General features: G+C 71.9%; 23 protein-coding genes and 2 pseudogenes. 6 read left to right on the plus strand and 19 right to left on the minus strand.

Going from position 1 to position 26,206, the window contains the following annotated elements; translation table 11 throughout:
* The 13 genes and pseudogenes from ACIBF7_RS36440 to ychF form a co-directional block, all read right to left on the minus strand.
* Window positions 1-1,484 (minus strand): annotated as a pseudogene (locus ACIBF7_RS36440) (hypothetical protein); the annotation flags it as partial.
* A gap of 66 nt (window positions 1,485-1,550) precedes the next feature.
* Complete coding sequence (locus ACIBF7_RS36445; RefSeq protein ID WP_148029209.1) at window positions 1,551-1,946, minus strand: (deoxy)nucleoside triphosphate pyrophosphohydrolase; 396 nt, start codon at window positions 1,944-1,946, stop codon at window positions 1,551-1,553.
* On the minus strand, window positions 1,943-3,034 hold the full coding sequence (locus tag ACIBF7_RS36450) for an NlpC/P60 family protein (RefSeq protein ID WP_261808300.1): 1,092 nt from the start codon (window positions 3,032-3,034) through the stop codon (window positions 1,943-1,945). Before ACIBF7_RS36450 ends, ACIBF7_RS36445 begins: the two co-directional genes overlap by 4 nt.
* Window positions 3,031-3,657 carry a hypothetical protein gene (locus ACIBF7_RS36455; protein ID WP_148029208.1) on the minus strand — a complete coding sequence of 209 codons (627 nt, stop codon included), beginning with the start codon at window positions 3,655-3,657 and terminating at the stop codon, window positions 3,031-3,033. The genes ACIBF7_RS36450 and ACIBF7_RS36455 overlap by 4 nt, the downstream gene beginning before the upstream one ends.
* Window positions 3,658-3,660: 3 nt before the next feature.
* On the minus strand, window positions 3,661-6,090 hold the full coding sequence (locus ACIBF7_RS36460) for a type IV secretion system protein (RefSeq protein WP_397199180.1): 2,430 nt from the start codon (window positions 6,088-6,090) through the stop codon (window positions 3,661-3,663).
* On the minus strand, window positions 6,087-8,564 hold the full coding sequence (locus ACIBF7_RS36465; RefSeq protein WP_148029206.1) for an ATP-binding protein: 2,478 nt from the start codon (window positions 8,562-8,564) through the stop codon (window positions 6,087-6,089). Before ACIBF7_RS36465 ends, ACIBF7_RS36460 begins: the two co-directional genes overlap by 4 nt.
* A 47-nt stretch (window positions 8,565-8,611) precedes the next feature.
* Window positions 8,612-9,595: a MinD/ParA family protein gene (locus tag ACIBF7_RS36470; RefSeq protein ID WP_397199262.1), complete on the minus strand. Its 984-nt coding sequence runs from the start codon at window positions 9,593-9,595 to the stop codon at window positions 8,612-8,614.
* Window positions 9,596-12,112: 2,517 nt separating this feature from the next.
* Window positions 12,113-12,361: pseudogene (locus tag ACIBF7_RS36475) on the minus strand (conjugal transfer protein); the annotation flags it as partial.
* Between the two features lie 54 nt (window positions 12,362-12,415).
* Window positions 12,416-12,661: a hypothetical protein gene (locus tag ACIBF7_RS36480; RefSeq protein WP_231619207.1), complete on the minus strand. Its 246-nt coding sequence runs from the start codon at window positions 12,659-12,661 to the stop codon at window positions 12,416-12,418.
* Between the two features lie 75 nt (window positions 12,662-12,736).
* Window positions 12,737-13,492: a conjugal transfer protein gene (locus ACIBF7_RS36485; RefSeq protein WP_261808299.1), complete on the minus strand. Its 756-nt coding sequence runs from the start codon at window positions 13,490-13,492 to the stop codon at window positions 12,737-12,739.
* A 682-nt stretch (window positions 13,493-14,174) separates the two neighbouring features.
* Window positions 14,175-14,453, minus strand: a complete 279-nt coding sequence (locus ACIBF7_RS36490) for a hypothetical protein (RefSeq protein WP_148029202.1) — start codon at window positions 14,451-14,453, stop codon at window positions 14,175-14,177.
* Between the two features lie 115 nt (window positions 14,454-14,568).
* Window positions 14,569-15,312 (minus strand): class I SAM-dependent methyltransferase, encoded by a 744-nt coding sequence (locus tag ACIBF7_RS36495; RefSeq protein WP_397199181.1) that lies wholly within the window; start codon window positions 15,310-15,312, stop codon window positions 14,569-14,571.
* Window positions 15,313-15,355: 43 nt separating this feature from the next.
* A complete protein-coding gene (gene ychF / locus ACIBF7_RS36500; RefSeq protein ID WP_187280942.1) occupies window positions 15,356-16,432 on the minus strand; it encodes a redox-regulated ATPase YchF in 1,077 nt (358 codons plus the stop codon).
* An 84-nt stretch (window positions 16,433-16,516) separates the two neighbouring features.
* On the opposite strand from ychF, the gene ACIBF7_RS36505 reads away from it, so the two are divergent.
* Both ACIBF7_RS36505 and ACIBF7_RS36510 read left to right on the plus strand, forming a co-directional pair.
* Complete coding sequence (locus ACIBF7_RS36505) at window positions 16,517-17,773, plus strand: DNA recombination protein RmuC (RefSeq protein WP_148029200.1); 1,257 nt, start codon at window positions 16,517-16,519, stop codon at window positions 17,771-17,773.
* A 14-nt stretch (window positions 17,774-17,787) separates the two neighbouring features.
* Window positions 17,788-18,303: a DUF6542 domain-containing protein gene (locus ACIBF7_RS36510; RefSeq protein ID WP_148029199.1), complete on the plus strand. Its 516-nt coding sequence runs from the start codon at window positions 17,788-17,790 to the stop codon at window positions 18,301-18,303.
* Here ACIBF7_RS36510 and ACIBF7_RS36515 read toward each other — a convergent pair.
* The gene (locus ACIBF7_RS36515; RefSeq protein ID WP_148029198.1) at window positions 18,300-19,265 is read right to left on the minus strand and encodes a 4-hydroxy-3-methylbut-2-enyl diphosphate reductase; all 966 of its coding nucleotides are present in this window, start codon (window positions 19,263-19,265) and stop codon (window positions 18,300-18,302) included. The genes ACIBF7_RS36510 and ACIBF7_RS36515 overlap by 4 nt on opposite strands.
* 101 nt (window positions 19,266-19,366) lie before the next feature.
* Here ACIBF7_RS36515 and ACIBF7_RS36520 point away from each other — a divergent pair, with 101 nt between their 5' ends.
* Together ACIBF7_RS36520 and xseA are read left to right on the plus strand one after the other, a co-directional pair.
* Window positions 19,367-20,278: a hypothetical protein gene (locus ACIBF7_RS36520; protein ID WP_397199182.1), complete on the plus strand. Its 912-nt coding sequence runs from the start codon at window positions 19,367-19,369 to the stop codon at window positions 20,276-20,278.
* Window positions 20,275-21,477, plus strand: a complete 1,203-nt coding sequence (xseA, locus tag ACIBF7_RS36525; RefSeq protein WP_397199183.1) for an exodeoxyribonuclease VII large subunit — start codon at window positions 20,275-20,277, stop codon at window positions 21,475-21,477. Before ACIBF7_RS36520 ends, xseA begins: the two co-directional genes overlap by 4 nt.
* On the opposite strand, the gene ACIBF7_RS36530 is transcribed toward xseA, so the two are convergent.
* Window positions 21,455-22,066, minus strand: coding sequence for a TetR/AcrR family transcriptional regulator (locus ACIBF7_RS36530; protein ID WP_219544025.1), 612 nt, complete (start codon window positions 22,064-22,066; stop codon window positions 21,455-21,457). The two genes, xseA and ACIBF7_RS36530, sit on opposite strands and share 23 nt — an antisense overlap.
* Before the next feature lie 95 nt (window positions 22,067-22,161).
* Here ACIBF7_RS36530 and ACIBF7_RS36535 point away from each other — a divergent pair, with 95 nt between their 5' ends.
* Window positions 22,162-22,569, plus strand: coding sequence for a nitroreductase family deazaflavin-dependent oxidoreductase (locus ACIBF7_RS36535; RefSeq protein WP_219544026.1), 408 nt, complete (start codon window positions 22,162-22,164; stop codon window positions 22,567-22,569).
* A gap of 267 nt (window positions 22,570-22,836) precedes the next feature.
* Here the strand turns inward: ACIBF7_RS36535 and ACIBF7_RS36540 are convergent, their stop codons facing one another.
* The 3 genes from ACIBF7_RS36540 to ACIBF7_RS36550 form a co-directional block, all read right to left on the minus strand.
* The gene (locus ACIBF7_RS36540) at window positions 22,837-23,067 is read right to left on the minus strand and encodes an exodeoxyribonuclease VII small subunit (RefSeq protein ID WP_148029194.1); all 231 of its coding nucleotides are present in this window, start codon (window positions 23,065-23,067) and stop codon (window positions 22,837-22,839) included.
* A gap of 139 nt (window positions 23,068-23,206) precedes the next feature.
* Window positions 23,207-23,743: a DUF4245 domain-containing protein gene (locus tag ACIBF7_RS36545; protein WP_364234653.1), complete on the minus strand. Its 537-nt coding sequence runs from the start codon at window positions 23,741-23,743 to the stop codon at window positions 23,207-23,209.
* Between the two features lie 11 nt (window positions 23,744-23,754).
* Window positions 23,755-24,366: a TetR/AcrR family transcriptional regulator gene (locus ACIBF7_RS36550; protein WP_148029192.1), complete on the minus strand. Its 612-nt coding sequence runs from the start codon at window positions 24,364-24,366 to the stop codon at window positions 23,755-23,757.
* Between the two features lie 82 nt (window positions 24,367-24,448).
* On the opposite strand from ACIBF7_RS36550, the gene glpX reads away from it, so the two are divergent.
* Complete coding sequence (glpX, locus tag ACIBF7_RS36555) at window positions 24,449-25,483, plus strand: class II fructose-bisphosphatase (RefSeq protein WP_148029191.1); 1,035 nt, start codon at window positions 24,449-24,451, stop codon at window positions 25,481-25,483.
* Here glpX and ACIBF7_RS36560 read toward each other — a convergent pair whose 3' ends face one another.
* The gene (locus tag ACIBF7_RS36560; RefSeq protein WP_187280940.1) at window positions 25,484-26,128 is read right to left on the minus strand and encodes a DUF1707 domain-containing protein; all 645 of its coding nucleotides are present in this window, start codon (window positions 26,126-26,128) and stop codon (window positions 25,484-25,486) included.
* Window positions 26,129-26,206 lie beyond the last annotated feature (78 nt).

Raw genomic sequence — 26,206 nt, forward strand, 5'->3', positions numbered from 1 at the left:
TCCGCGCCCTTACCGGCCTCACGCCCGCGCTCCTCCGCGCCCTTACCGATCTCACGCCCGCGCTCCTCCGCGCCCTTACCGGCCTCACGCCCGCGCTCCTCCGCGCCCTTACCGATCTCACGCCCGCGCTCCTCCGCGCCCTTACCGGCCTCACGCCCGCGCTCTCCCCAGCCCTTACCGGCCCGCCCGTGCTCCTCCCGGCCCTTACCGGCCTCAGGCCGTCCGGACCGGTCACGCGACTCCACCGCCTTCGCACCGCCCCGCTGGTCCCCAGGCTGACGCGCCGACTCGGCGTCGTTCACCCGACCAGGCTCGACCGGACGGCCCAGGTCCCCGAGTTCAGGCGCCGACTCCGCGCCAGGCGCCCCCCGGCCAGACCCTTGCTCACCTCGCCCGGCCGCGCGATCCTCCCGAGCCCCAGGCTGACGCGCCGGCCCGGCCATATGCGCTCGATCCGGCTCCGCCGCGCGGCCCAAGCCCTCGGGAGCACCCGCCGACTCGTCGTCAGGCACCTCCCAGCCGATCTCCCACGCACCTCGCCCGGCCGCGCCATCTTCCCCGCCCCTGGGCTCACGCGCCGACCCGGCGTCACGCGCTCCACCGAACTCGGCCGCGCGACCGAAACCTTCACGGTCACGCACGCGACGAGGCTCGGCCACGTGACCCTCGCGGTCACGCACGTGACCAGGCTCGGCCACGTGACCCTCGCGGTCACGCGCCGACCTCTCCCAGCCAGTCCCCCGCTCAGGTCGCCAGGCCGCCCTGTCCTCCCCGTACTCGGGCCGGCGCGCCGGCTCGGCGGCGCGCATCCGCCGCCGGTCGCCGGGCCACTCCTGCCACGTCTCGCGCCGCGCGCGCTCGCCCGCCTCCCAGTGGCCGAACTCCCGCTCTTCGACGGCGCGCGGGTCCCGCGACTCATCCCACGGGTCCGGGACGGGGGCCGCGGGGCCGTTCATGGTGGAGGATTCATCGGCGACGGAAGTGGTGGCGGTGCGCAGGATGGTCGTCAGGCCGCCGTCCCCCTCACGCAGCCGGGCCACCGCCGCCACCTCCACCTCCTCGGCGCCCGACGGCACGGACAGCACCACCTGTACGGCCTTCTCCGACGAGACGTCCCCCAAGTGGCACGCCTGCGCCCCGGGCACCGCCACCCCGACGGGCGCGGTCAGCGCGCGGGCGGCCAGCGCCCGGGCGGTGATCTCCGCGCCCCCGGGGTCGGGCGTGTCGGATGGAGGGACATGACGAGCACAGGACAGCCCGGTGAGCGAGTGCACGGGCGTCGCCGCCACCGCCAGGCTGGCGTCCTCGGCCATGCCGCTCAGCCGCACCTCGTACCGGAGCACGTCGCCTGTCCTGATCCACCTGACCATGCCGGCGGGATCATCCACCCGTTCCAGCACCATGGCCACGCCCGCCGCTGCCGCGGGCACGACCGGGGCCGCCACCAGGGCCAGGACCCCGGCCACCATCCAGCCACGGTTCATCGTGACGCCTCCCCCAGACGCGACGAAATAACGCTTAGTAATCGTTATGTCACTGAGAGCGACGTCTCAATCCTGTGCGAGGAGTTTCTCCACCGCCTCCATCAGAGGCAGGTCCGCTGCCAGCCAGGCCACGTCGTAGTACTCCCCGGGTTCCAGCCACCGCAACGCCAGATGCTCACGGGCCTGCGGCGTGCCCGAGGCGACGCGGGCCAGCCAGGCGCGCATCACGTAGCCGCCGGTGGACAGCGGCCAGTCGCCGCCCACCCGCTCGCCCACCTCGATCTCCACGCCGAGCTCCTCGCGGCACTCCCGTACGAGGGCCTCGATCTCGCCCTCCCCGGGATCCACCTTCCCGCCGGGGAACTCCCACCCGCCCATCAGCGCCGGCGGCTCGGCCCGCTGCGCGGCCAGCACCCGACCGCCCGGCCCGACGATCACCGCGGCCACCACGATCACCGTCATAGCGCGGGATCCCCCAGCTTGGCGAGCTGGCCCTGCACGTCGGGGTTCTGCAGCGGCCGGGTGAAGCCCACGATCTTGTCGCGGCCCTCGTAACTGGTCACCTTGATCGGCCCGCACAGGCGGCAGCGCGCCTCCACCATCTTGCCCTTCGACACGACCAGCCCGACGTGCCCCGGCCGATCCGGTCCCGTGCCCGGCCCCGAGTCGAAGAACACCAGGTCGCCCGGCTGCTCGTCGCCCTGCTGGATCTTCACCCCGAACGGCCACTGCCCGAACGTGGTGCGCGGGATCGACAGCCCCGCGTGCCGGTACGCGGCGTAGATGATGCCCGAGCAGTCGAACGCGTCCGGCCCGGTGCCGCCCCAGAGGTACGGCTTGCCGCGCTGGTCCAGCGCGAAGCCGAGAATCTTGGCCACCACGTCGCTGGGCGCGGCCTCGACCAGCGGCTCGTCACACGCGTCGTCAGCCTCCGGCGGCACCTCGACCTCCCCGGACTCGGCGTACTTGCGGGCGATCTCCTCGACCTGGTCGACGTACCACCAGGCGCGGTTGTAGACGAACAGCGCCCGCCGCACGTTCTCCGGGGCGCCGTTGCGCTTGAGCATCTTGGCCGCCCCGAGGATCGCGTCGGCCGGGTTGTAGACGTCGCCGACGCCGTCACCGTCGCCGTCGGAGGCGTAACCGTTGAACCGCGACGACACCGGGATCCTGGCCTTGCCGCCCCACGTGCTGATCAGGAACTGCATCGGCCCGGCCGCCCCGGCGTAGTTGGTGCCGCTCTTCACCCCCGGCAGGGTGGACCGGCCATGATCGGTCTCACGCTTGCCCACGGCGGCCAGGATCGTCCACTGGACCCCTAACTTCTCCCCGTGCTCCTTGTACAGCTTCAGGTATTCGGACGGGATGTCGGCCGCGGCCGAGTCGGACGCCTCCTGCACGCCGGCGCCGTCGTCGGTGCAGTCGGGCAGTTCGCCGCCGGAGCCGATGATCGAGGGGATCGAGGTCATCAGCATCGGCGAGATGATGGCCAGGAGCAGCACGAGCACCCCGGCGACGACGGCCGCGACGACGGCCCGGGTCCGGTTCACCCCTGGGTGTCCCCCTCCTGGCCCTCGCTGGCCGGCTGGAGGTCGAACACGCGCCAGTCGGAGCCGAGCTGGCTGACCGTGACCGCGTAGTCCCCTGACAGTTGCCGGGTGCCGCTCTTCGCGGTGATCTGCTGCGTTCCGGAGACCACGAACACGATGGACGCCTTCTCGATCTGCCTGATTTCCCGGAGTTTCGCCGTGGCCGTGGAGACCACCTGGTCGGCGCGGTTCTGCTCCACGGTGCCGGGCGAGGTGAGGGTACGGGCGAGCACGTTGCCCAGGTCGGCCGTGGTGTAGCGGCGCACCCGGGCCGCGTACGCGGCCGGATCCTCGTCATGGCGGAACGTCGCGTACTCGGCCGTGAACCGCTCGGCCAGATCGGCGGCGGCGGCCAGTTGCTCCTTCGACATGGGCAGGTAGGCGTAGACGTCGAACGGCGCGCCGCTGGCGGTCGCCAGCGGCGTGGCCGGGATGACGGGCGAGGTGGTGATACGGGGCGCGGCCCGCTCCTCGGCGGCGGGCTCGCGGGAGTCCGGCCACATGGTCAGGTAGAGGCCGACGGCGGCGACCACCACCACGATGGCGGCGAAGACCAGCCCTCGCCTGTCACCCGGCTGCGCCACGGTCTAGTCCTTGTCGGGGTTGGTGGGGTTGAGCCAGAAGGGCACCTCGGGCTCGCTCCTGCGCGAGCTGCTGCCCCACAGCGGCGGCGGCTCGGAGCCGCGCCGGTCGGAGTCGGAGCGGTCGAAGAACCCGCCTCCCGAGCCGCCCCCGAAGACGCGGCCGTCGGGATTGCGGCCGAAGACGCCGCCGGAGGAGCCGTTGTCGCTCCACCGGGAGCGCCCGGACCGCGACCCGCCGGACCGCGACCCGCCGCCGAACAACGACCCACCAGAACCGGAACCGCCACCGGACCCGCCGAACCGCGACCGACCCGACCCGGAACCGCCCGATCCGCCTGATCCGCCTGATCCGCCGAACAACGACCCGCCGCCGGACCGCGACCGGCCCGATCCGGAACCCCCGGACCGTGAGCCACCGGACCCGCCAGAGCCACCCGACCCGCCGAAGCGCGAGCGCGAACCGCTCGACGAGGCCCCGCCGCGCGGCGCCCAGCCACCACCGGCACCGCCGAACCAACCGCCCCCGCCGGACGCACCCGAGCCGGCGGACCCACCGGCGCCACCGCCTCCGGACCCGCCGGAAACCCGGGGGCCGCCCGAGCCGGAGCCGCCCGAGCCCCGGGGACCACCGGCCGCCCGGGCTCCGCCCGCACCGGCGCCCGACCGCACGGGACCGCGCCCGGCAGCGCCGCCCCGCCCGTTCGCCCCGTTCAGGTTGAGCGGCGGCGCGTCGCCCTTGCGCGCCTCGGGCACGCCCCTGCCGACGCCCTTGGCGCCCTGCTGCTCCTTGTCCAGCGGCGCGGGCACGCGCACGCCCGAGGCGCCCTCGCCCTCCTCGCCCCTGGCCCGCCCCTGGGCGACCCCGGCGGCGGCCGCGCCGGCCACCCCTCCGGACGCCGCGGCCGTGATGAGCGGCTCGGCCTTGCGCACTCCCCAGCGCCCGATCCGCGCCGACGCCACCGGCGGCAGCACGTTCGCCGAGCGCTCCAAGGTCCGCGAGCTGGCCGCGTCGCCGAGCATCCGGGTGGCGAGCGTGTGCCCGTTGATCGAGGCGAACAGGTGCTGGAACGGTCTGCGGTAGAAGAACACCGCGATCGTCAGCAACGCCATGAACAGGATCTGCAGCCCCCACGGCATCGCCGTCGAGATGATCAGCGCGTACCCGTACACGAGCACCCCGAGCACGAGCGCCAGCACGGCCTGCCGGAGCAGCGTGCCGACGAGCATCTCCACCCAGCGCATGGCGATGATCCGCCCGCTGCCCGGATGCACGCCGATGAGCAGGAACACCGGCCCGAGTATCAGCAACAGCAGGAAGCCCACCTTCAGCACCAGCAGCGACACCGCCACCAGGAAGATGAGCACCCCGGCCACCATGGCGGCGATCAGCGCCCCGATGGCCACGCCGAGCCGGCTCGTCCAGTCACGGCCGGAGAAGATGAAGTAGCGCGAGTCGTTTCTCAGCTTGTCGGCGACCTCGGCGTACTTCGCCTGGTGGGCGCCCACGTCGGGAGCAGGATTCTCGGCCGTCGCGGCCGGGATGGACTGGGTCTCCAGCATGACCCGGCCGAAGTCGCGCACGATCGGCTGGTTGGGGTCGGCGGTGCCGAACATGCCCATCAGCCACGGCTTGCACACCAGCGTGGACCAGAGCGCGTCGGCGTTCTGGTCGACGCCGGGCGTGCCGTTCTGCCCGAAGCCGCCGGCCCGCACCTGGGGGTTGGTCTCGCCGGGCGGCGGGAGGCAGGACGCACCGCCCGCGCCGGGCAGGCCGGAGAAGGCGGAGTTGACCACTTCGCCGGTCTTGTCCGTGACGACCTTGCCCAGCCCGGTGAAGTCCTGCGGCCGGCTGAGGAACCAGGTCGCGACCGTGACCGCGAGCACCATCCAGATCACGCCCTCGGCGGTGGTGGTGGCCCGCTTGCGGATCAGCCCGTACCAGGCGAGCCAGATCGCGCCGAGGATGACGACCGGCTGGAGATACGGCCAGTACATGGCCTGCGACAGGTTCGTGACGATGTCGTCGACCACGTCCTTGATCGCCTGGAGCGGTCCCTCGGTGGCCGCGGCCTGGTACGTCGTGATGGTCAGCCGGTCGATGGCCTTGGCCCACAGGAAGATCGTGTTGGCCCAGGAGTTGCCGAGCACGGCGGCGATGTCGGAGCAGCCCAGCTCGTGCGTGTGCCAGAACTGCCCGGACATGCCGAACTGGCCGTAGTTGGTGACGGGCTGCGCCGCGCCGCCCTCGGGGACCGGTGGCTGGATCATGCCGTCGACGCCGCTGCCGATCACCTCGGGCGCGAGCTCGCCCGACAGGTCGCAGGGCGCGGCCGCGGCCGGCGACGTGGCGCCGATCACGACGGGCACCACGACGAAGCCGAGCAGCACCGTCACCACGGCGAGCGCCCACCGCCTGGGTAGCCGGATCTTCATGACCGCACCTCCTGCGCCCTGCCGATGCCCCCCTGAAGATCATCATGCCCGTCGCCGTCGGGTTTGTCGTGCGTCGGGTTCGTGTCGAGCCAACGGAGAAGTTCCTCCGAGATGAGGTCCACCCCGATGCGGCCCGCCCTGCCGTCCAGATCGCGGAACACGCACTCCCCGTTGCCCAGCGAGCGGAGCACGGCCTTGTGCTCCTCCAGGGGCTCCACCCCGAGCAGTGACATCACGTGGTCGACCTCCACCCGTTCGGTCGACCGGAAGGCGAACACGGACGACAGGCAGTTCGTCACCTGCTCGTTGAGCAGGTCGCCCGCGTTCTGGCTGACGAGCACCAGCGCGGTGTTGCGGGAGCGGCCCATCCGGCTGACCTCGGGCACCAGCTTCGCGCCCTCGGGCGTGGAGGTGATGGCCCACGCCTCGTCCAGGAAGATGGCCTTGGGCGCGCGCCGGTCGAGCCCGTTCATCAGCCGCCGGGCGAACTGGGACACCAGGTAGAGCAGCGCCACCGAGAGCCGCTGCTCGTAGGAGTAGTCGTCCCTGGTCGTGGCCACGTCCGGCAGGGTCAGCCCGCCGAGCGTGAACACGGTGGTCCAGCCCTCGCTGTCGATCTGGTCGCCGCCTGACGGGTCGAAGCAGAGCCTGGCCAGGTGCATCTCGGACATCGAGCGCAGCACCGCGCCGAGGTTCTTCGACGCGGCGTCCTCGGCCCGCTCCAGGTGGTCGACAACCTTGCCGAGCGACGGGTCCGGTTGGTTGGACACCGCCGCCACCGCCTGGATCATGGCCGACTCGCGCTCCTCCGACATGCGCGGCAGCAGCAGCCGGAGCGTCTCGGTGGCCATCGTCTTCTTGGCCGCGATGTCGTCGCCGAACGAGAACGGGTCGAGCAGGCCGGGCGCGGCCGCCCCGAGCGGGATGATCCGCGCCTTGCGGCCCCGCTTGTCGAGCAGCCGCACCAGCGACTCGGCGTCGCCCTTCGGGTCGATCACCGCCACCGTGACGCCGCGCAGCGCCATCTGGTAGATCATCAGCAGCGCGAGCGTGGTCTTGCCGCCGCCCGGCTCGCCGGTGATCGCGATCGCCGTGGGCCGGTTGCGGCTCGCGGCCAGCAGCGGGTCGAAGTGGACGATGCTGCGGGCCCGGCCGACGGTCTCGCCGATGTAGGGGCCCAGCCAGCCCTCGCCGTCGTGTTCGAGCCGGTCACCGAGATCGACGGTCGCCGTGGCCATGCCGCCCGCGATCGTCCGCAGCGGCTGCCGCTGGGCATAGGCGTTGATCTTGACCCGCTCGCCCGGCAGCGACTCGCAGAACAGGGAGAACTGGTCGCCCGTCGAGTTCACCACGTCGATGCCCATGTCGCGGTAGTGCTCGACGACCGCCTCCACCCGCTGCACGCAGATGTCCTCGGTCGGGGCCGAAACGATCAGCCGGTGCCACCCGTACACGAACGGCAGCCGCTCCTTGGTGATGCCGTGCTCCAGCATCCGGGCCGCGTCGATCTGCTCCGCCAGCGCCAGCGGCGCCTCCGCGCCCGCCTCGCGGATGTGGATGTCCATGTCGCGGGCGTGCGCCAGCTTGCGCGCCACGTCGCGGGACGCCTTCACCGGCGGGATCAGCCGCATCCTGGACGAGATCTCCACCGGGAACGGCAACTGGTCGGCGAAGTGCATCCACGGCTCGCCGTCGGGGAACGGCATCAGGTCGGGGAACCGCGCGAACGACAGGTGGGCCACGTACGAGTCGCCCTGCGGCTGCACGACGCGCAGCAGCGACCGGCCGTTGTGGATCTCCCCCTCGACCAGCGCCTCGATCTCGCCCTTGCCCCAGCGCCGCTTCGGGCTGGCCGACGGCGGCCCGTCGGCGAGCCCGCCCGCCGCCGCGTGCTGGAACAACCACGCCACCTCCGTGGAGGTGGCGTGCCTGGCGTAGAGGGCGCTGGAGGCGAGTGCCCGCCCGAGCCGTTCGGCCTGTTCGGTCCAGCGCGTGATCTCGCCGTCCGGCACGTGGTCGTCATCCAGGCCCAGCACCTTCTCCGTACGCTGGTAGAACCCGAGAAGCTGGGCCAGCGCGCCCGCGCCGAGTTGCTTGCCCCGCGCCCCTAGCCGGACCCCGAGATAGACCTCCTTGGTCCAGAAGTCCTTGGCCCAGACGTGGCGGTACATCTCCTCCAGGTAGTCGCGCCACCCAGGCCCCTCGTCGGAGGTGCCGTTGAGCGCCATCGCCCACTCGGCCGCCGGGTAGGCCCGATGCGCCACCCGCAGGTGCACCTCGGCGTCGGGCATCCTGATCGCGGCCAGCGCGATCGTGATGTTGGTGGCCAGCGCCTCGCGCTCCTCCGGCGTGACGAACTCGTAGCTGACCGTCGGAAGGCGGAAGTACGCCCACGCGCACGTGTCCGTGAGCAGGATGCGGTCGTCGAAGAAGCGGACGGCCAGGCGCTGCTGCGCACGGGACGCCCTGCTCATGCCGCCCCCTCAGCGCATGAACGGGCCAGACCTGCTCGGATGTTCACTTAACGCTCACCGATTCTCGTGCCCGGGGGGTCACTCGCCAACTCCTCTTCGCTAGGTCGGATCCTCTGTGCCGCGAAGCCTGCGACCACGACCCCCGCGAGCGCCAGGTACGCCCTCCTGCCGGCCGTGCGCAACCGCCCGGGATCCACGACCTCCACCCCGCCGGGGGCCAGGTCGTCCTCCCAGGGCACCCTGACGATGGCCCGGCACCTGCCGCTGGCCACCGCCTCCGCCTGCTCGACGTCCGGCATCGAACGCCTGCTCACCCCGTTGACCACCATGACCGCGCGCCGCCTCAGGTCGGCGCAGCCATGGCCGTCGAGCCACTCGTACGTCATCCCGACCGCCTCGGGCGCCTCCTCGCTGGCGGGCACCACGAGCACGAGCTGGTCCGCGTACGGGAGCACGCGTGCGGCCAGCGCGGCGGCCGGGTCGATCACGGTCAGCTTGTAGTGCCGGTCGAGCAGGGCCAGGGCGTCGCCCAGCCGGTCGTCCGAGAAGAGACTGCGGTCGGCCAACCGCTGCTCGGCCTCCGCGTCGCCGTCGGCGCCCACCACCTCCAGGCCCGAGGAGGTGCGGGTGGTGTAGCCGCGCATCCTCAGGTAGCCGCCGACCTGGGGCAGCCCGGCCAGCAGCGACGTCAGCGTCTCGGGCGTCTCCGGCTCGATCCTGCTGCTCAGCGTGCTCGCGCCGCTGCTGGCGTCGACGGCCACCACGCGGTCGTCGCGGTAGTGGGCCAGCGTGTGACCCAGCATCAGCGCCGTGGTGCTCTGACCCGCGCCGCCCGTGCAGCCGAGCACCACGATCCGGCGGCTGCCGCTGAACACGCTCCTGGCCCGCGCCTCGTCGATCTCGGACCCGTCGCCGCGCACCCCGTTCCCGCCGACCACGACCCGCGCGACCCGCCGCCACCCGCCGGAGTCCCGCCCCACGACGGACTCGACCCGCCGCACCCTGGCCTCCCCCGCCCGAGGCCCCGGCACGATCACCCCATCAGCACCCTCGACATCCTGCCTACCCCCATCACCCCGAACGTCCCGCACCCCACCATCGCGCAGCTCCCGCCCACCTTCAGCTTCATCAGCGCGCTTCCCAGAAGACGCGTCCCGCTCATCCCCGGTCCCAAGCTGCGCATCCCGCCGGTCGCCAGCCCGCGACCCACGCTCCGCGTCGCGCGAGTCTCCCTCGCGCGTCCCACGCACATCCCGCCCGTCCTCAGCCCGGACCCCGCGCTCCACATCCCGCAAGTCACCGTCACGCTCCCCGGAGGGCGCGTCCCGCAAGTCTTCGGCACCCGCCCCCGCGCGTGCATCCCGCCGATCGCCGGCCCGCGTCCCGAGGCGTCCCTCCCGGGCGTCCCCACCACGCGTCCCACGCTCCGCGTCCCGCGAATCGGGCGCACCCGCCCCCGGGCGTGCATCCCGCCGGTCACCAGCCCGCGTCCCGAGATGCGCCGCCTGCCCATCCCCGCCGCGCGTCCCGCGCTCCGCGTCCCCCGAGTCGCCAACACCCGTCCCCGCGCGTGCATCCCGCCGATCGCCAGCCCGCGTCCCGGGAGCTGCCTCCTGCCCGCTCCCAGCGCGCGTCCCGCGCTCCGCGTCCCCCGAGTCGCCAACACCCGTCCCCACGGGTGCATCCCGTTGGTCGCCAGCCCGCGTCCCGAGGCGTGCCTCCCGCCCATCCCCACCGCGTGTCCCACGCTCCGCGTCACGCGAGTCGGGCATACCCGCCCCCGCGCGTGCGTCCCATCCATCGCCAGCCCGCGTCCCGAGATGTGCCTCCCGCCTATCCCCACCGCGCGTCCCGCGCTCCGCGTCACGCGAGTCGCCAGCGCCCGTCCCCACGGGTGCATCCCCTTGGTCGCCAGCCCGCGTCCCTGGAGCTGCTTCCTGCCCGCTCCCAGCGCGCGTCCCGCGCTGCGCGTCGTGCGAGTCGTCGGCGTGCGTCTCTTGCCCGCGAGCGGTGTCCGTGTCCTGCCCTGCTTCGGACCGCGTCTCCGGGTCAGGGACGGGATGCTCGCCGGCGGCCTGAGCCTCTGGGCGATCGGCAGGTTGGGGGTCGGTGGACACCGCCCGAAGCCCGCGGCGCCGCACCGACGTGTCCACCACGAGGCGTACCTCGCCCGCACCCTCCTGGTTTACGGACAAGTCCTGCTCTTCGACGGCCCCGGTCTCTTCGTGCCCACGCTCGGACCGCGCCGTCGCGCCGTCCTCCTCGTGCTCGGCAGGCCCGGGAGCGCTCTCCGCACCCTCGCCCTCCCCGATCTCGGGGGAGCCCTCAGCATCCGTCCTGCCATGCTCCCCGGAGAGTGCCTCCGCACCCGGCGCACCAGCTCGCGCGGGCAGGCCCTCCGCACCCGCAACACCACCGCGCCCGACCGACGAGGCCTCCCCGGACGGGGACTCCGGACCCGGCGTGCCGTCCCGCACGTCCGGCGAGGCAGCCGCCTCGGGCGGGGACTCCCGTACGACCGGCGGGGAGGATGCTCCCGGCGTGCCGGTGCCTTCATGGGCCCCGGAGGGGGCGCTGTCTTCACGAGGACGAACTCGGTCGGAGGAGGTGTCGGCTGTCCTCGGGGTCTCGTCTCGTCTGGTGGGGAACGCCTGGTCGGAGCCGCGCAGAGGCCGGGACAAGGTGACCGGCCGGGAGTCGGGGGTCAGCGGCGCCCAGCTCCGCTGTGCTTCGGCGAGCAGGGCGGGGTTGAGCTTCGGCGGCTGCCCCTTGCGGTGCTGGCTCCTGGCCGCCTCGTCCTCCCGCCCCTGCTCGGGCGCGGGGCGCGCGGCGCCGGCCGGGGGCCCGTCGGCGCTGGCGGCCAGCTTGCGGAGCCGCCGCAGCGCTTCGGTGTCGATCGGCTTGGCCCCGGTCTCCTGACGCGACCTGCGTCCGCCGGTGTCCGCGCGAGAGTCCTCCTCTTGCGAAGCCGCGGGCGGCACGTCGGAAGGCGGAACCGCCGGTACGGTCCCGCCCCCGGAAACCGGCTGACGCTCCACTTCTCCGGCCTCGCGCTCCGGCGTCTCGGTGTCGCGAACCAGGCGAAGCTCCCGTACCGGCATGCGGGAAGCGGCAGGTTCACCCGAGTGGGCCCGCTCACGTACGGGAGCGGAATCGTCGGCGGGCGGAGCCGCGGGCTCCTGGGACGGGAGGGCGGGCGGAGCGCCGGGCCGGGTCCGGGAGCCCCAGCCCGTGCGGGCGGGCTCCACCGCGGTGGCGGGGAGCCGGGCCGACTCCGCGACCGTGACCGTGAGCTGGGCGGCCGCCACGGGGGCCTGGGCCGCGGCGGCAGCGGCGGCGGCCACCGCGGGCCGGACCTGCCGCGGACCCGTCGCCGACGCGCGCTTGCGCGCGGGCTTGCGGGACTTGCGAGCGGCCTTGACCCGTACGGGGTAGGCACGCCAGACGCGGGCCGAGAAGGTGACGGTGTCGGGCTCCGACAGGGAGGCCAGGCGGTACCACGCCTTCGGCTCGCCCAGGTAGCGCAGCTGGGACTCCAGCAGCTCGGTGAGCCGCTTGCCCTCGATGACCGGCCGGGTGGACAGCCATGTCACGATGCCCGGCGGCACCAGGAAGAGCACGTGCCAGGGCATCGCCACCGGCACGCCGATGACCCAGAGCAGGAGCGACCACGGGACGAAGACGCCGACGAACACGCCGATCCAGACGATCGGGAGCGGCATGGGCAGCCGTAGGTCGTACAGCTTGTAGAGCCGCTTCTCGATACGCCAGATGTTCGTGTACGTGGGCAGGTCCACGCGGTCCTCCTCTCCACCCGCTCGTTCATGACCACAGGAGAGTGGTCTCAACCCTTACTGGATGCCGAGGGCACCCGCGATCGCCTTGGCCGTCACCTCGATGATGTTGGGTACGTAGAAGATCACTCCGATGGCCACGGCCAGGATGAGGAACTGCACGAACCGCGTGATCTCGCGCGTAAAGAGGAAGAACAGCGCGACCACGGACACGACGACGAGGAAGAGCGGGGCGAAGAACGCGCGCAGGAACTCGGCGAGCCCTTCTGTGTTGACGCCGGTGGGTGCGGGTGTCGGCGTCATCTCGATCAGGTTGAGCAATAGGGTTTTCACGATCACTTCTTGTCCTCCCGGGGGGTGCCGATCAGCAGGACGCTGTTATCCGACGACACGACCGGCGCCACGGATGTCGTCGACGTACCATTTGTCGCCCTGTTTCTCGACTGTGAGGCGGTATGCCTGCTGGAGGCGGCCGTCCGTCACGCCGGGTTCGGCGGTGACGTCGGGGTCGGTGGACGCGGGCGCGCTGCCGGGCACGACCCAGACCACGACCGCCTCGATCTCTCTTGTGGCACCCCCCACAGGCACCACGACGCTTTTGAGCTCGGCGAAGCTGAAGGCGCCGGCGAAGCTCGGCAGGCTCGTGCCTGCGGTGACGTAACGCTGAAGTTCGGCGGTGTTGCCAGAGGCGTAGTTGCGGAAGAAGCCCTCCAGCTGCGGCTTGAGCTCGGCGGTCGCCGCGTCGTCGGTCTCCGGCCCGGCCACCTGGGGCAGCTGGGCGGGGGCGGGCGCGGGCAGGATCGCGGGCCAGCCCGAGACGACGAACCGCCGGCCGTCGTCGCCACCCGAGTAGTAGACCGGCACCGACAGGTGGAGCCTGCGCGGGCCGGACTGGAAGGCCACCGTGACGACGGCGTTGGCGTCGTCGGCGACCTCGATGTCGTACGGCTGGATGGCGACGGCGCCCAGCTTGCCGTTGCCGTCCCAGCCGAGTTGCTGGTCCATGCCCTCGGCGACGAAGGCGGCCAGCTTGCTGGACCTGCTCACGGCGTCTTCCGGGCTGAAATTCAGGTAGACGCCGGCGAACTGGGCGGCGAACGCCATGGCCTGGTCGTCGGGAAAACCGCTGCCCACTTGCGCAGACTCATTCGGAGCGGCGGCGTTTTGCCCGGTAAACCGCTCGAATGGGGCACGGATCCCATTTACCACGATTACTACGATAAGCGCCCACAGGACTATGCGGCCCGTCCAGACGAGCCACCGCCCGCCGCCACCCGACCAACCGCCGCGCCGCGGCCTGCGCGGCGGTGGCGCGTCATATCCGGTGTCGGGGTGTGCTGAAAGCTCGGGCCCGCCAGTGGTCCGAGGACCGTGCTGGACGGTTGACCTACGAGCCATCACGCCTCCGCTCGCGCCAATCGCCCCGGCTGGCGCGGTGTCGTCCGTTGCCGATCCCCATCATCCGCGGTGAAGCAGTCACCTTATCCGGTCTCCGCCATTGTTCCAGGAAAGCCACGCCCATGCTGCAAGCATCGCCGTCCAGGGGCAAACCGAGTCCGCATAGGACGCACCCGGCGCGCCGATTTGTGTGTGTTCCCTGCCGAAAGGGCATTCGACCAGGCCAGAGACCTAAGAACGCATAACCCGACCGCCACGAATACCTGTCCTCATGGCGGAGCAATGGCTTTGACCTGCGATTTCCTCGGACTCCGATACCCGCTCGGTCTGCCATCGGGGCACGGCCGGCGGAGATCCGGCTGTGAGGCGACGCGGGACGCCGGGGCTCCCACCCCCGGACTGCCCGGCCGCGGGGGCGTCAGGCCGGTTCGCCGGGGCGGTGGTCGCGGAGCCCTGCCGGGTGGACGGCGCGCTCCAGCGAGCCGCGCAGCTCCGCCAGCACGCTCGTGGCGGCGTCGCGGCCGCGCAGCCGGGCCACCACTTCTTCGCGCTCGCCCGCCTTCATGCGGAGGTAGTCGTCGCGGTCGACGCGCAGGCCGTACATCAGCTCGACCCGCAGGAGCGCGAGCTCCTCCTCCAGGCTGATGCCGGTGAGTCTGGGCGCCGGACGCCGGTTCCTGATGATGCGACGGAGCATGGGCCCTCCCGAGTCAGCGTGGCCGCCGTGACCGTTCGACGCGCGGGAGGCCCAAGTGGTTGACGCGGAAGAGATCCCGCAATCAGATGTTTAGCTTCCGGGTAATTGTGACAGATCACACATCAGCGGCACGGGCCACGAACACGAACTCGCGACCCGGCCGATCCGGAGCGTCCCTGACGTCCTCGACGCGGAAGCCGGCCTCCCGCAGCGAGCGCCCGACCTCCCCCCTCTCCCGGAAGCGCAGCGTCGAGTCCGAGGTGAGCACCGCGCCGTCGGCCGCGAACACGTACGTCTGGCGGAAGGTCACCAGCGGACCAGACACGTCCAGGACGTCGCACCACGACTCGACCCGGCCCACCTCCGGGATCTCGGTGACGGTGTGCGTGCGCGCCGGGTTCCACTCCTCCCAGGCGCGGCGGGCGGGGTCGCGGGTCTCGAAGGCGAGCACGCCGCCCGGCCGCAGCGCCGCGCGCACGCCGCGCAGGGTGGCGAGCCAGTCGTCGTCGGTGAGGAAGACCTGGGCCACGTTGCCCGTCATGGTGGCGAGGTCGGCCCGGATCGGCGGCAGCGGCGGCAGCAGCACGGTGGCGTCGCCGAGGATCCAGCGCACCCGGCCGGCGCCCGGCTTGGCGCGGGCGACCGCCAGCGACGCCTCGGCGGGGTCCACGCCGACCACCTCGACGCCGCGCTCCGCTAGCAGGCAGGCGAACACGCCGGTGCCGCAGCCCACGTCGAGCACCCGCCGCGCGCCGAACTCCGTCACCATCGCGGCGTACGCGACGAGATCGCTCCGGTCGGCGTCGAGCGCGTCGTAGATCCGGGCGAGCCGAGGCTCGGCGTAGTGCGGATCAGGCATGAAATGACGCTATCGACCCGTACAACCCGTTTTCGGAGACCGGCTACACGTTGAAGCGGAACTCCACCACGTCGCCGTCCTGCATGACGTAGTCCTTGCCTTCGACGCGGGCCTTGCCGGCCGCGCGGGCGGCCGCGATCGAGCCGACCTCCACGAGGTCGTCGAACGAGACCACCTCGGCCTTGATGAAGCCGCGCTGGAAGTCGGTGTGGATGACCCCGGCCGCCTCCGGCGCGGTGGCGCCCTTGGGGATGGTCCAGGCGCGCGACTCCTTGGGCCCGGCCGTCAGGTAGGTCTGCAGGCCGAGGGTCTCGAAGCCGACCCGGGCGAGCTTGCTCAGCCCGGACTCGTGCTGGCCGACGGACTCCAGCAGCTCCATGGCCTCCTCCTCGTCGAGCTCGGCCAGCTCGGACTCCAGCTTGGCGTCGAGGAACACCGCCTCGGCGGGCGCGACCAGGGCCGACATCTGGGCCTTCAGCGCGTCGTCGACCAGCTCGTCGGAGTCGACGTTGAACACGTAGAGGAACGGCTTGGCCGTCAGCAGGTGGAGCTCGCGCAGGTCGGGGCCGCCGAGCCCGCTCTCGAAGATGGTCTTGCCGGTCTCCAGGACGGCGAGCGCGGCCTGGGCCGCCTCCAGCGCGGGCTTCTTGTCCTTGTTGTGGCGAGACTCCTTCTCCAGGCGCGGGATGGCCTTCTCGACCGTCTGCAGGTCGGCCATGATCAACTCGGTGTTGATCGTCTCGATGTCGCGCTTGGGGGAGATGTCGCCGTCGACGTGGGTGACGTCGGGGTCGTCGAAGACCCGGATCACCTGGCAGATGGCGTCGGTGTCGCGGATGTTGGCGAGGAACTGGTTGCCCCTCCCCTGCCCCTCCGACGCGCCCTTGACCAGGCCCGCGATGTCGACGAACTCCACCTTGGCGGGCAGGATGCGGGCGGAGCCGAAGATCTCGGCCAGCTTGGGCAGGCGCTCGTCCGGCACGCCCACGATGCCCACGTTGGGCTCGATGGTGGCGAACGGGTAGTTGGCGGCGAGGGCGTTGCCGGTCTTGGTCAGCGCGTTGAACAGCGTGGACTTACCGACGTTGGGCAGGCCGACGATGCCGATGGAGAGGCTCACGCCCAGCGAGTTTACTTGCTCCCCGAAGGCGGCCAGGCGTGTCGGGGGCCGATGCGGACGGGACGGGCTGCAATCATCGATCAGATGGATGTCGTCTCGCTTCTCCTCGGCCTGCTCATCGGCGCCGCCGTCGGGTTCCTCGTGGCCAGGACGAGGGCGGCGGTGCGGGTGGCCGAGGCCGACGCGCGCGCCAAGTCCGCCGGCGAGAAGCTCGTCTACGTCGAGGAGCAGCTCGCCGAGCGCTTCCAGGCCCTGTCCACCCGTGCGCTCGACGTCAACAACGTGCGTTTCCTGGAGCTGGCCGAGACCCGTCTCGCCGCCACCAGGGCGGAGGCGGCCGGCGATCTGGAGCAGCGCAGGCAGGCCGTCGAGCACCTGGTCGAGCCGCTGCGCGACGCGCTGGCGCGGGTCGAGACGCAGTTGCGCGACACCGAGTCCGGCCAGCGCGCGGCCCGGGCGGAGCTGGCCAAGGAGATGGAGTTCGTCCGCCACAGCCACGAGCAGCTCCGCTCCCAGACCATGGCGCTGGTGCGGGCGCTGCAGCGACCGGAGGCGCGCGGCCGATGGGGCGAGATGCAGCTGCGCCGGGTCGCCGAGATCGCCGGCATGCAGCGCCACTGCGACTTCGACGAGCAGGTCGCCGAGGGCCCGGTACGTCCCGACATGGTGGTCCGGCTGGCAGGCGGCAAGAACATCGTGGTAGACGCCAAGGTGTCGCTGGCCGCCTACCTGGAGGCCGCGGAGGCGGGCGACGAGTCGCTGGCCACGGTCCGGCTCGACGCGCACGCCCGGCACGTGCGCGAGCACGTCGACCGGCTGGCCGCCAAGTCCTACTGGCAGGCGTTCGCTCCCACGCCGGAGTTCGTGGTGCTGTTCATCCCCGGCGAGGCGTTCCTGGCGCCCGCGCTGGAGCGCGACCCCGCCCTGCTGGATTACGCGATGGCCCGCCGGGTGCACATCGCCACCCCGACCACGCTGATCACGATGCTCCGCACCGCTCACTACGCCTGGCAGCAGGCCGCGCTGAGCGAGAACGCGCGCGCGGTGTTCGAGCTGGGCAAGGAGCTGTACGAAAGACTGTCCTCGATGGGCCGGAACGTGGAGTCGCTCGGCAGGTCGCTGGCCCGTACCGTGGAGATGTACAACAAGACCGTCGGGTCGCTGGAGAGCCGGGTCCTGGTCACGGCACGCAAACTGCACGATCTGGGCGTCGTCGACGGCGAGCTCGACTCCCCCGAGATGGTCGAGGGCGTGCCGCGACCCCTGGCATCCCCCGAACTGCTCGAAACCACGTCTCTCATCACACACACGAACGGTAAGTTGGCCAACGGGTCGCAATAAGGGGGGTGGGGCCGGTGACCGGCACAGGCAAGCGTTCCGCCGTCAGGCTGACCGCCCGCGGCGCCATCGCGCTCACGCTCGTCTCCACGCTCGGCGGTTACGTGCTGGCCGCCCTGCTCGACATGCAGCTGCTGGTCGGCCTGGCGTTCGTGGCCGCGTGCGTGCTCGGCGTGGTGCTGGTCAACCCGCGCGAGCTGCTGTCGCTGGTGGTGACGCCGCCGCTGGTGTTCTTCGTCGCGACCCTCTTCGTCGAGCTGGGACGGGCGCTCGTCTCCGTGGGCATCCTGCAGTCGCTCGCGCTCGGCCTCTACGGCTCGCTGTCGCGCGGCGCGCCCTGGCTGTTCGCCGGCTCGGCGATCGTGCTCGGCGTGGCGTGGGCGCGCGGGCTGCGCGACAACGTGCGGGAGCTCCGCGACGAGCTCCGGGCGGGCGCGGAGGTGCCGCGCCCGCGCCAGCCGCAGCCGTACGTGCCGGAGCCCGAAGGTTACTTCGAGCCCCGGGTCTACGGCACGCCCAGGGGCGAGGACTAGGAGACGCGCAGATCCTTGCGCAGCTCGTGGGGCAGCGCGAAGCGCACCTTCTCCTGCACCGACTCGACCTCGGTCACGTCGTCGAAGCCGTGGCCCGCCAGCCGCGCCAGCACCTCCTCCACCAGCTCCTCGGGCACCGACGCCCCACTGGTGACGCCGACCGTGGTGACGCCGTCGAGCCACTCGTCATGGATGAACGTGGCGTTGTCGACGAGGTAGGCGGCCGCGGCGCCGTGTTCCTTGGCCACCTCGACCAGGCGCTTGGAGTTGGAGGAGTTGTCGGAGCCGACCACGATCACCAGCTCGGACTCCGCGGCGATCTCCTTGACCGCGACCTGCCGGTTCTGGGTGGCGTAGCAGATGTCGTCGCTGGGCGGGTCGATCAGGGCCGGGAAGCGCTGCTTGAGCCGGGCGACGGTCTCGTTGGTCTCGTCGACCGACAGCGTGGTCTGCGACAGCCACACCAGCTTGCCGGGGTCGCGCACCTCGACCTGGTCGACCGCGTCGAGGCCGTCGACGAGCTTGATGTGGTCGGGCGCCTCGCCGCTGGTGCCCTCGACCTCCTCGTGCCCTTCGTGACCGATGAGCAGGATGTCATAGTCCTGACCGGCGAATCTCTTGGCTTCGTTGTGGACCTTCGTGACCAGCGGGCAGGTGGCGTCGATGGTGCGCAACGCGCGCTGCTCGGCCTCGGCGTGCACGGCGGGAGAGACGCCGTGGGCGGAGAACACCACGATCTCCCCCTCGGGCACTTCCTCGGTCTCCTCGACGAAGATCGCGCCCTTGGCTTCGAGCGTCTTGACCACGTGGGTGTTGTGGACGATCTGCTTACGCACGTAGATGGGCGCGCCGTACTGCTCCAGCGCCTTCTCGACCGCCACGACGGCACGATCGACTCCGGCGCAGTAACCGCGCGGCCTGGCCACGAGCACGCGGCGGGAAGTAGGGGTGTGGAGCTCCATAGTCCATATGCTACGTGGAGCGGCCGACCGGCCCGCGCGTGCGCGTGTGCCCGCGTTTTGCCAGACTGGCCGTTCCACACTGACCTCCCAGGGAGACGTACATGTCCCTCAGCGACGTGATACGCAACATCGCCAAGACCGTAACCGACAAGGACAGGCTCAAGGAGAAGGCCCGCGAGCTGCCGCTCTTCGTCGTCCAGACCACGCTCAGCGCCGCCGGTCAGACGCTCATGCTGGTCGACCGGGTGAAGAACTCGCTCAGGGGCGGCAAGGACGAGGAGAAGAAGGACGACCTCGAATCCCGTCCCGCGACGGCCGAGAAGCCGGCCGCCGCCGAGGAGGAGGCGAAGCCGGCCCGCAAGGAGCCGGTCATCTTCGCCCCCAGGCCGGAGGCGGCCGAGCCCAACGGCACTGCCAAGACCAAGCCGGACCCTGTCATCTTCAGCCCGGCCGCCAAGACGGACACCAAGCCGGAGGCCGAGACCAAGCCCGAGCCGGAGACCAAGCCGAAGCCCGAGCCCGAGGCCAAGCTCAAGACCGAGACCAAGCCCGAAGCCAAGACCGAGGCGAAGACCGAGGCGCGGCCCAAGCCGGAGGCCAAGCCCGCCGCCGCGCCGGAGCCCGCTTCCGAGCCGACGCTCGCCCATGAGCCGGCCGTCGCCCAGCCGGTGACCGTCACCGAGCCGGAGCCCGAGCAGGCCGAGGAGAAGCCGAAGGCCAAGAAGGCCAAGGCCGCGCCCGCCAAGGCGCCGGAGACCGCGAAGCTGGCCGAGGCCGCCGAGACCGTCCCCGCCGCCGTCGCCGAGCACGAGCCGGTCCTGGGCGCGGGCGAGCTGACCGAGCCGCTGCCCGGCTTCGCCTCGCTGTCGGTGGCCTCGCTGCGCGCCCGCATGCGCGGCAAGACCGGCGAGCAGATCGCCGAGTACCTCGCGTACGAGCAGGCCACCTCGGGTCGGCCCGAGGTGATCCGCATGTACGAGAACCGCCTGGCCAAGCTGCGCGCGGGCGAATGACGTCCAAGACCACGCCCGAGGCGCCGTTGCCGGTCCGCACGGTCCTGCAGATGGTGGGCGGCTGGATCGGCAAGCTGGGCACGGTCTGGGTCGAGGGTCAGATCACCGATCTGAGCGCGCGCGGCGGCACGGTCTTCCTGACGCTGCGCGACCCGGTGGCCAACGTGTCCGCCCGGGTCACGGCCCCGCGAGGGGTGTACGAGGCCGCGATGCCCAGGCCCGCCGACGGCGCCAGGGTCGTGGTCCACGTCAAGCCGGACTTCTGGGTCAACCGCGGCTCGTTCGCCTTCACCGCGCTGGAGATCCGCCCGGTCGGCGTGGGCGAGCTGCTGGCCCGTCTGGAGCGGCTGCGCCAGTTGCTGGCGGCCGAAGGGCTGTTCGGCGCGGAGCGCAAGCGGCGGCTGCCCTTCCTGCCCGGCACGGTCGGGCTGATCTGCGGCCGCGACTCCGCGGCCGAGCGCGACGTGCTGGAGAACGCGCGGCGCCGCTGGCCCGCCGTGCGGTTCAAGGTGGAGGAGGTCGCGGTCCAGGGCCCGTACGCGGTGGGCGAGGTGACCGAGGCGCTGGGCCGGCTCGACGCCGACTCCGGCGTCGACGTGATCGTCATCGCCAGGGGCGGCGGGTCGCTGGAGGACCTGCTGCCGTTCTCCGACGAGACGCTGGTGCGCGCGGTGGCCGCGTGCCGCACCCCGGTCGTCAGCGCGATCGGCCACGAGCAGGACAGCCCGCTGCTCGACCTGGTGGCCGACGTACGCGCCTCCACCCCCACCGACGCCGCCAAGAAGGTCGTCCCCGACGTGGGCGAGCAGCTCTCGCTGGTGCGCCAGCTGCGCGACCGCGGCCGCAGGGTGGTGAGCGGCTGGCTCGACCGGGAGATGTCCTGGCTGGCGGCCGTGCGCTCGCGTCCCTCGCTCGCGGATCCGGTGCGCGAGCTGGAGCGGCACGCCGAGCAGGCCGACGCGCTGCGCGAGCGCGCCAGGCGCGCGCTGTCGGGCTCGCTGGACCGGGCAGGAGACGACCTCGGCCACGTGCGTGCCCGTCTGGTGGCGCTGTCGCCGGCGGCCACGCTGGAGCGCGGCTACGCGATCGTGCAGCGCCCGACGGGCGAGGTGGTGCGCCGGGCCGGGGAGGTCGCGCCGGGCGACGAGCTCACCGTGCGACTGCCCGACGACCGCCTCACGGTGCGGGCCGAGCCGTGACCGCTGCGGCGATGGAGGCGACCCCCGCCTTGATCTCCTCGACCGTCAGGCCGCGCTCGTCGCGCTGGTAGGAGATCAGGTGGGCGTTGAGCGGGGCCAGCAGGGCGTCGGCCAGGAAGTGCGGGTCGGCGTCGGGCCTGGCCTCGGCCAGCAGCGTGGCCAGGTGGGTATGGTGGACTCGGTAGGGCCCGCCGAACCTGGACTTGGGTGAGCCCAGCTCCACCAGCAGAAACAGATCGAGCTGCGACACGACGCGGTCCACGAGACCGGCGAGGAAGGCTCCGACCCGCTCGGCCGGCGCCGCTCCCGGCCCCAGCGGCGGCGGGCCGCTCATGAACGCCTCCTGGAAGCGGCGCTCCCGCTCGTCGATGAGCGCCCACACCAGCCCGGCCCGGTCGCCGAAGCGCCGGTAGACCGTGCCGACGCCGACGCAGGCCTCTTTGGCGACCTCGTCCAGGGAGAGCTGGTCGGCGCCCCGGCTCTCGATCATGCGGGCCGCGACATCGATGATCTTCTGCCGGTTGCGCGCCGCGTCGGCGCGCTCCGGCTGGGGCTGCCCCACCACCGGCAGCTGGCGACGTCCGCACACGGCTTCGAGCATACGCGCGTTGCAACCGGAGGAATCTCCGGTTAGGCTCCGCGGTTGACACAATACGGAGAGCTCTCCGCTTGACAGGAGGAACCATGAGCGACTTCAACCAGCAGGTCATCGAGGAGTTCCGGGCGAACGGCGGAAAGGTGGGCGGCTACTTCGAGGGCGCCGACCTGCTCCTGCTGACCACCACGGGTGCCAGGTCGGGCAGGCAGGTGACCAGCCCGGTGATGTACCTGGAGGACGGCGGACGGCTCGTCGTGATCGCCTCCAAGGCCGGGGCCGACGACAACCCGGCGTGGTTCCACAACCTGCGCGCCAACCCCGAGGTGAAGGTCGAGATCGGCACCGAGGAGTTCCAGGCCGAGGCCTCCGTCGTGGACCGCCAGGAGCGCGACCGGCTCTACGCCCGCATGGTGGAGAAGGCGCCCGGCTTCGCCGACTACGAGACCAAGACCACCCGCGTCATCCCCGTCATCACCCTCAACCGGCTCAGCTGACCACAAGCCGAAAAAAGAAGGGTGCGGGGAGCGAACCACCCCCGTCAGACCGGCTCAGCTGACCACGGGCCGAAAAGGAGAGTGCGGGGAGCGAACCACCCCCGTCAGACCGGCTCAGCTGACCGCGGGCCGGTCTGGAAGGTGCGGGGAGCGGGCCAGCCCTGTCAGACCGGCTCGGCTGGGCGGGTCATCCTACGCGCCCGGCTCAGCTGACCGCGGGCCGGGAAGGGGAGTGCGGCGGGCCGGTCATCCCCGACGGGGCCCGCGTTAGAAGGGGGTGTCGTCCTGGGTGCCCGGCTCGGCCCGGCGGGCCATGGCGGCGGCCAGCTTGACCCGGGCGCCCTGCAGCCACTCCTCGCAGACGGCGGCCAGCTTCTCGCCGCGCTCCCAGAGCTCGATCGACTGCTCCAGCGTGAGCCCGCCGGCCTCCAGGCGGCGCACCACGTCGGTCAGCTCCTCGCGCGCCTGCTCGTACGAGGGCGTCTTCTCGTCAGCCACGCTCCCCACCTTAATGCCGCGCCAAAGGGAAGGCCCCCGCCTCGGGCGGGGGCCTTCGCACGTGGTTGACAGCAGAACCGGCACCCGTCAAGGCGCGTCCTTCCACGCGGACGCTGATGCTAGCAGCGTCCGGGGCGGGTCAGGTGGCCGATTTGGGACGTTCTCGCAGCGCGGACGCGAGCTGGCCCAGCTCCGGCCAGTCGGCGGTGCCAGTCACGACCAGCGTCACGTCGGGCAGCACGCGGATCAGGGAGCGCTGTTTCTTGTCCTCGCGGAAGCGCCGCTCCCACGTCTCGCCGCCGACCTGCTGGGTGCCGACGGCCTTGTCGGAGTTGGCCATGCGGTTGGCGAACTCCGCCGCGGGCTTCTCGTCGCTCTGGATGAACATCGCGTGCTCGCGCGCGGCCGTGGCGTAGCCGATGTGGAGGACCTGGGCGCCGTTCTCGCCCTCGGCGATCCGGTTGCTGTTGGAGATCCACCCCTCGGGATCCGAGGCGGGCTCCCACACCGTGTACGGGACCGTACGGGAGAAGTTGGCGACCGTGATGGAGTAGTCGCGCTTGGGGATGTGCTCCGCCTGGCCTCTCGGTGTGACCAGCAGGAACAGCCCGACCGCCGCCAGGCAGACGAGCACGGCCACGACGTAGCCGTGGAGACCTTCGGTGAACCGTCGCACAGTTAGCGAGGTTACCCGCGGGCGGGGCCGGTCGCGGACCCGGCGGGTCGGAGCCGGCCGATGATCTCCAGGACGTTCTCGGCCAGCTTCCTGTCGCCCGACTGGACGATCTCGCTGACGGCGCCGGCCAGCGCGCCGGTCAGGACCACCACCAGCGCGTTCTCGTCGTCGTCGAAGAGCGCGGCGTTGCGGCGGGCCCACGTGCGGAGCCGGTCGCGCATGACGACCTCGAAGCCGGGCGGCCCGTCGCCGCGCAGGAACAGCGCGGCCAGCTCGCGCTCGGCCAGGCAGCCGTCGAGATAGGCGCGGGCGGCGCTGACGAACACCCGCATCGGGTCGGTCTCGCCGGCCTCGCGGGCGGCGCGCGCGGCCTGCTTGGTGCGCTGCGCCTGCCGGGTCTGGAACTCCTCGAACAGCGTGAGGTAGAGGTCGGCCTTGCCGGCGAAGTGGTGGTAGAGGCTGCCGACGCTGGCCTCGGCCTTGGCCACCACGTCGGTCACGCCCGCCTCGGCGAAGCCCTTGGAGACGAAGACGTCTCTGGCGGCGCGCAGCAGCGCGGAGCGCGTGGCCGCACCACGCTCGGATGTGCGGCCTGTCACAGGCGGTTGCGCTTCGCTGCTCATGGTTGGCACATTATCCTCCGCTGACCGGGGATACAGGGACAACTACCATCGGGATAGTCGTCACGAGGAGGCCTCACACATCATGTCGGATCAGACCTCGGTGCCCGAGCCGTTGGCCACGGGCGAGCATGCCCCCGATCGTAACCTCGCTCTGGAGCTCGTCCGCGTTACAGAGGCGGCGGCGATGGCCGCGGCCCGCTGGGTGGGCAGGGGTGACAAGAACGGCGCCGACGGCGCCGCGGTGAACGCCATGCGCCAGTTGATCAACACGGTGTCGATGAACGGTGTGGTGGTCATCGGCGAGGGCGAGAAGGATCATGCCCCGATGCTGTTCAACGGCGAACAGGTGGGTGACGGCAGCGGTCCAGAGTGCGACGTGGCCGTCGACCCGATCGACGGCACCCGGCTGACCGCCCTGGGCATGCCGGACGCGGTCTCGGTGATCGCGGTGAGCGAGCGCGGCTCGATGTACGACCCGTCGGCCGTGTTCTACATGGAGAAGCTGGTGACCGGCCCGGAGGCGGCCGACGTGGTCGACATCGAACGGCCGGTGGGCGACAACATCAGGGCGGTGGCCAGGGCCAAGCACTGCTCGCCCGCCGACGTCACCGTGGTGGTGCTCGACCGGCCCCGGCACGAGCAGCTCGTCAAGGAGATCAGGGAGACCGGGGCGCGGATCAAGTTCATCACCGACGGCGACGTGGCGGGCGCGATCATGGCGGCCCGCGGCGGCTCCGCCATCGACCTGATGCTGGGCATCGGCGGCACGCCGGAGGGCATCGTGGCCGCGTGCGCGCTCAAGTGCCTGGGCGGCGTCATCCAGGGCAAGCTGTGGCCGCGCGACGAGGCGGAGCGCCGCAAGGCGCTGGACGCCGGGCTCGACCTCGGCCAGGTGCTGACCACGAACGACCTGGTCAAGTCCGACGACGTGTTCTTCGCGGCGTCGGGCATCACCCAGGGCGAGCTGATGGACGGCGTACGCTACCGCGGCGGCGTGGCGATGACCCAGTCGCTGGTGATGCGCGGGCGTTCCGGCACGATCCGCAAGATCGAGAGCGAGCACCAACTGTGGAAGCTGCGCGCCTACAGCGCGATCAACTTCGACACCGCGGGCTGATCAGCGGCGGCGCCTGCGCTTGGGCTGCTTGACCGAGACGTCACCCACGAAGTTGGTGGTGCGCACCTCGACGACGGGCGCGCCCGGCTCCTCGGGGCCCTTGGTGAGCCGTGCGGTCTTGTCCTTGGTGACCCGGATGACCTCCAGCCCTTCCGGCACCTGGATCTCCAGCCCGCCGAAGACCAGGGTGGCGTTGATGACGACGCGGCTGTTCTGCAGGATCGCGTCGCGGAAGTCGAGCTTGGTGGTGCCGAACATGGCGGTGACGTCCAGCTCCGCCGGCACCACCCAGCGCCCGCCCCGCTGCTGCTGGCGGAAGAACGCGGAGACCGGCCTGCCGTCGAGGTTGAGCGGCTGCTCGTCGGCGGGCAGCAGGTCCTCGGTCAGCTTGGCCAGCTCGCCGAGCGTGCGGGCCGAGTAGAGGACGCCGAGCCGCTCCTCCAGCTCCTCCAGCGTGATCCGCCCGTCGGCGTGCGCGTCCTGCAGCACCTGGGCGATGCGCTCGCGGTCGGCGTCGGACGCGCGCAGCTCGGCGGGCTGCGGGAGCTTGTCCTTGGGTGGGCGGCGGGCCGACACCCACTCCTCGGCCAGCCGTTCACCGGCCTCCTGCAGGCGGGGGAGCCAGGATCCGGGGCGTTCGTTCACGCCTAACACGATATCCGGCGAACACGAGCTTTGCCCGATCGGAATCCCCGGCGTCCGCGAGCCGTTGGACCCGGAGAG

The organism is Nonomuraea sp. NPDC050478 (genome assembly GCF_044458265.1).
In the GTDB taxonomy this organism is placed as follows: Bacteria; Actinomycetota; Actinomycetes; order Streptosporangiales; family Streptosporangiaceae; genus Nonomuraea; species Nonomuraea ferruginea.

What these genes read in the sequence shown, in the direction of transcription:
- xseA (WP_397199183.1), top strand. Translation starts at nt 20,275, where the DNA reads ATGACGTCCAAGACCACGCCCGAGGCGCCGTTGCCGGTCCGCACGGTC.
- ACIBF7_RS36550 (WP_148029192.1), bottom strand. Translation starts at nt 24,366, where the DNA reads ATGAGCAGCGAAGCGCAACCGCCTGTGACAGGCCGCACATCCGAGCGT.
- ACIBF7_RS36505 (WP_148029200.1), top strand. Translation starts at nt 16,517, where the DNA reads ATGGATGTCGTCTCGCTTCTCCTCGGCCTGCTCATCGGCGCCGCCGTC.
- ACIBF7_RS36495 (WP_397199181.1), bottom strand. Translation starts at nt 15,312, where the DNA reads ATGCCTGATCCGCACTACGCCGAGCCTCGGCTCGCCCGGATCTACGAC.
- glpX (WP_148029191.1), top strand. Translation starts at nt 24,449, where the DNA reads ATGTCGGATCAGACCTCGGTGCCCGAGCCGTTGGCCACGGGCGAGCAT.
- ACIBF7_RS36465 (WP_148029206.1), bottom strand. Translation starts at nt 8,564, where the DNA reads ATGAGCAGGGCGTCCCGTGCGCAGCAGCGCCTGGCCGTCCGCTTCTTC.
- ACIBF7_RS36445 (WP_148029209.1), bottom strand. Translation starts at nt 1,946, where the DNA reads ATGACGGTGATCGTGGTGGCCGCGGTGATCGTCGGGCCGGGCGGTCGG.
- ACIBF7_RS36490 (WP_148029202.1), bottom strand. Translation starts at nt 14,453, where the DNA reads ATGCTCCGTCGCATCATCAGGAACCGGCGTCCGGCGCCCAGACTCACC.
- ACIBF7_RS36535 (WP_219544026.1), top strand. Translation starts at nt 22,162, where the DNA reads ATGAGCGACTTCAACCAGCAGGTCATCGAGGAGTTCCGGGCGAACGGC.
- ACIBF7_RS36520 (WP_397199182.1), top strand. Translation starts at nt 19,367, where the DNA reads ATGTCCCTCAGCGACGTGATACGCAACATCGCCAAGACCGTAACCGAC.
- ACIBF7_RS36515 (WP_148029198.1), bottom strand. Translation starts at nt 19,265, where the DNA reads ATGGAGCTCCACACCCCTACTTCCCGCCGCGTGCTCGTGGCCAGGCCG.
- ACIBF7_RS36480 (WP_231619207.1), bottom strand. Translation starts at nt 12,661, where the DNA reads ATGACGCCGACACCCGCACCCACCGGCGTCAACACAGAAGGGCTCGCC.
- ACIBF7_RS36460 (WP_397199180.1), bottom strand. Translation starts at nt 6,090, where the DNA reads ATGAAGATCCGGCTACCCAGGCGGTGGGCGCTCGCCGTGGTGACGGTG.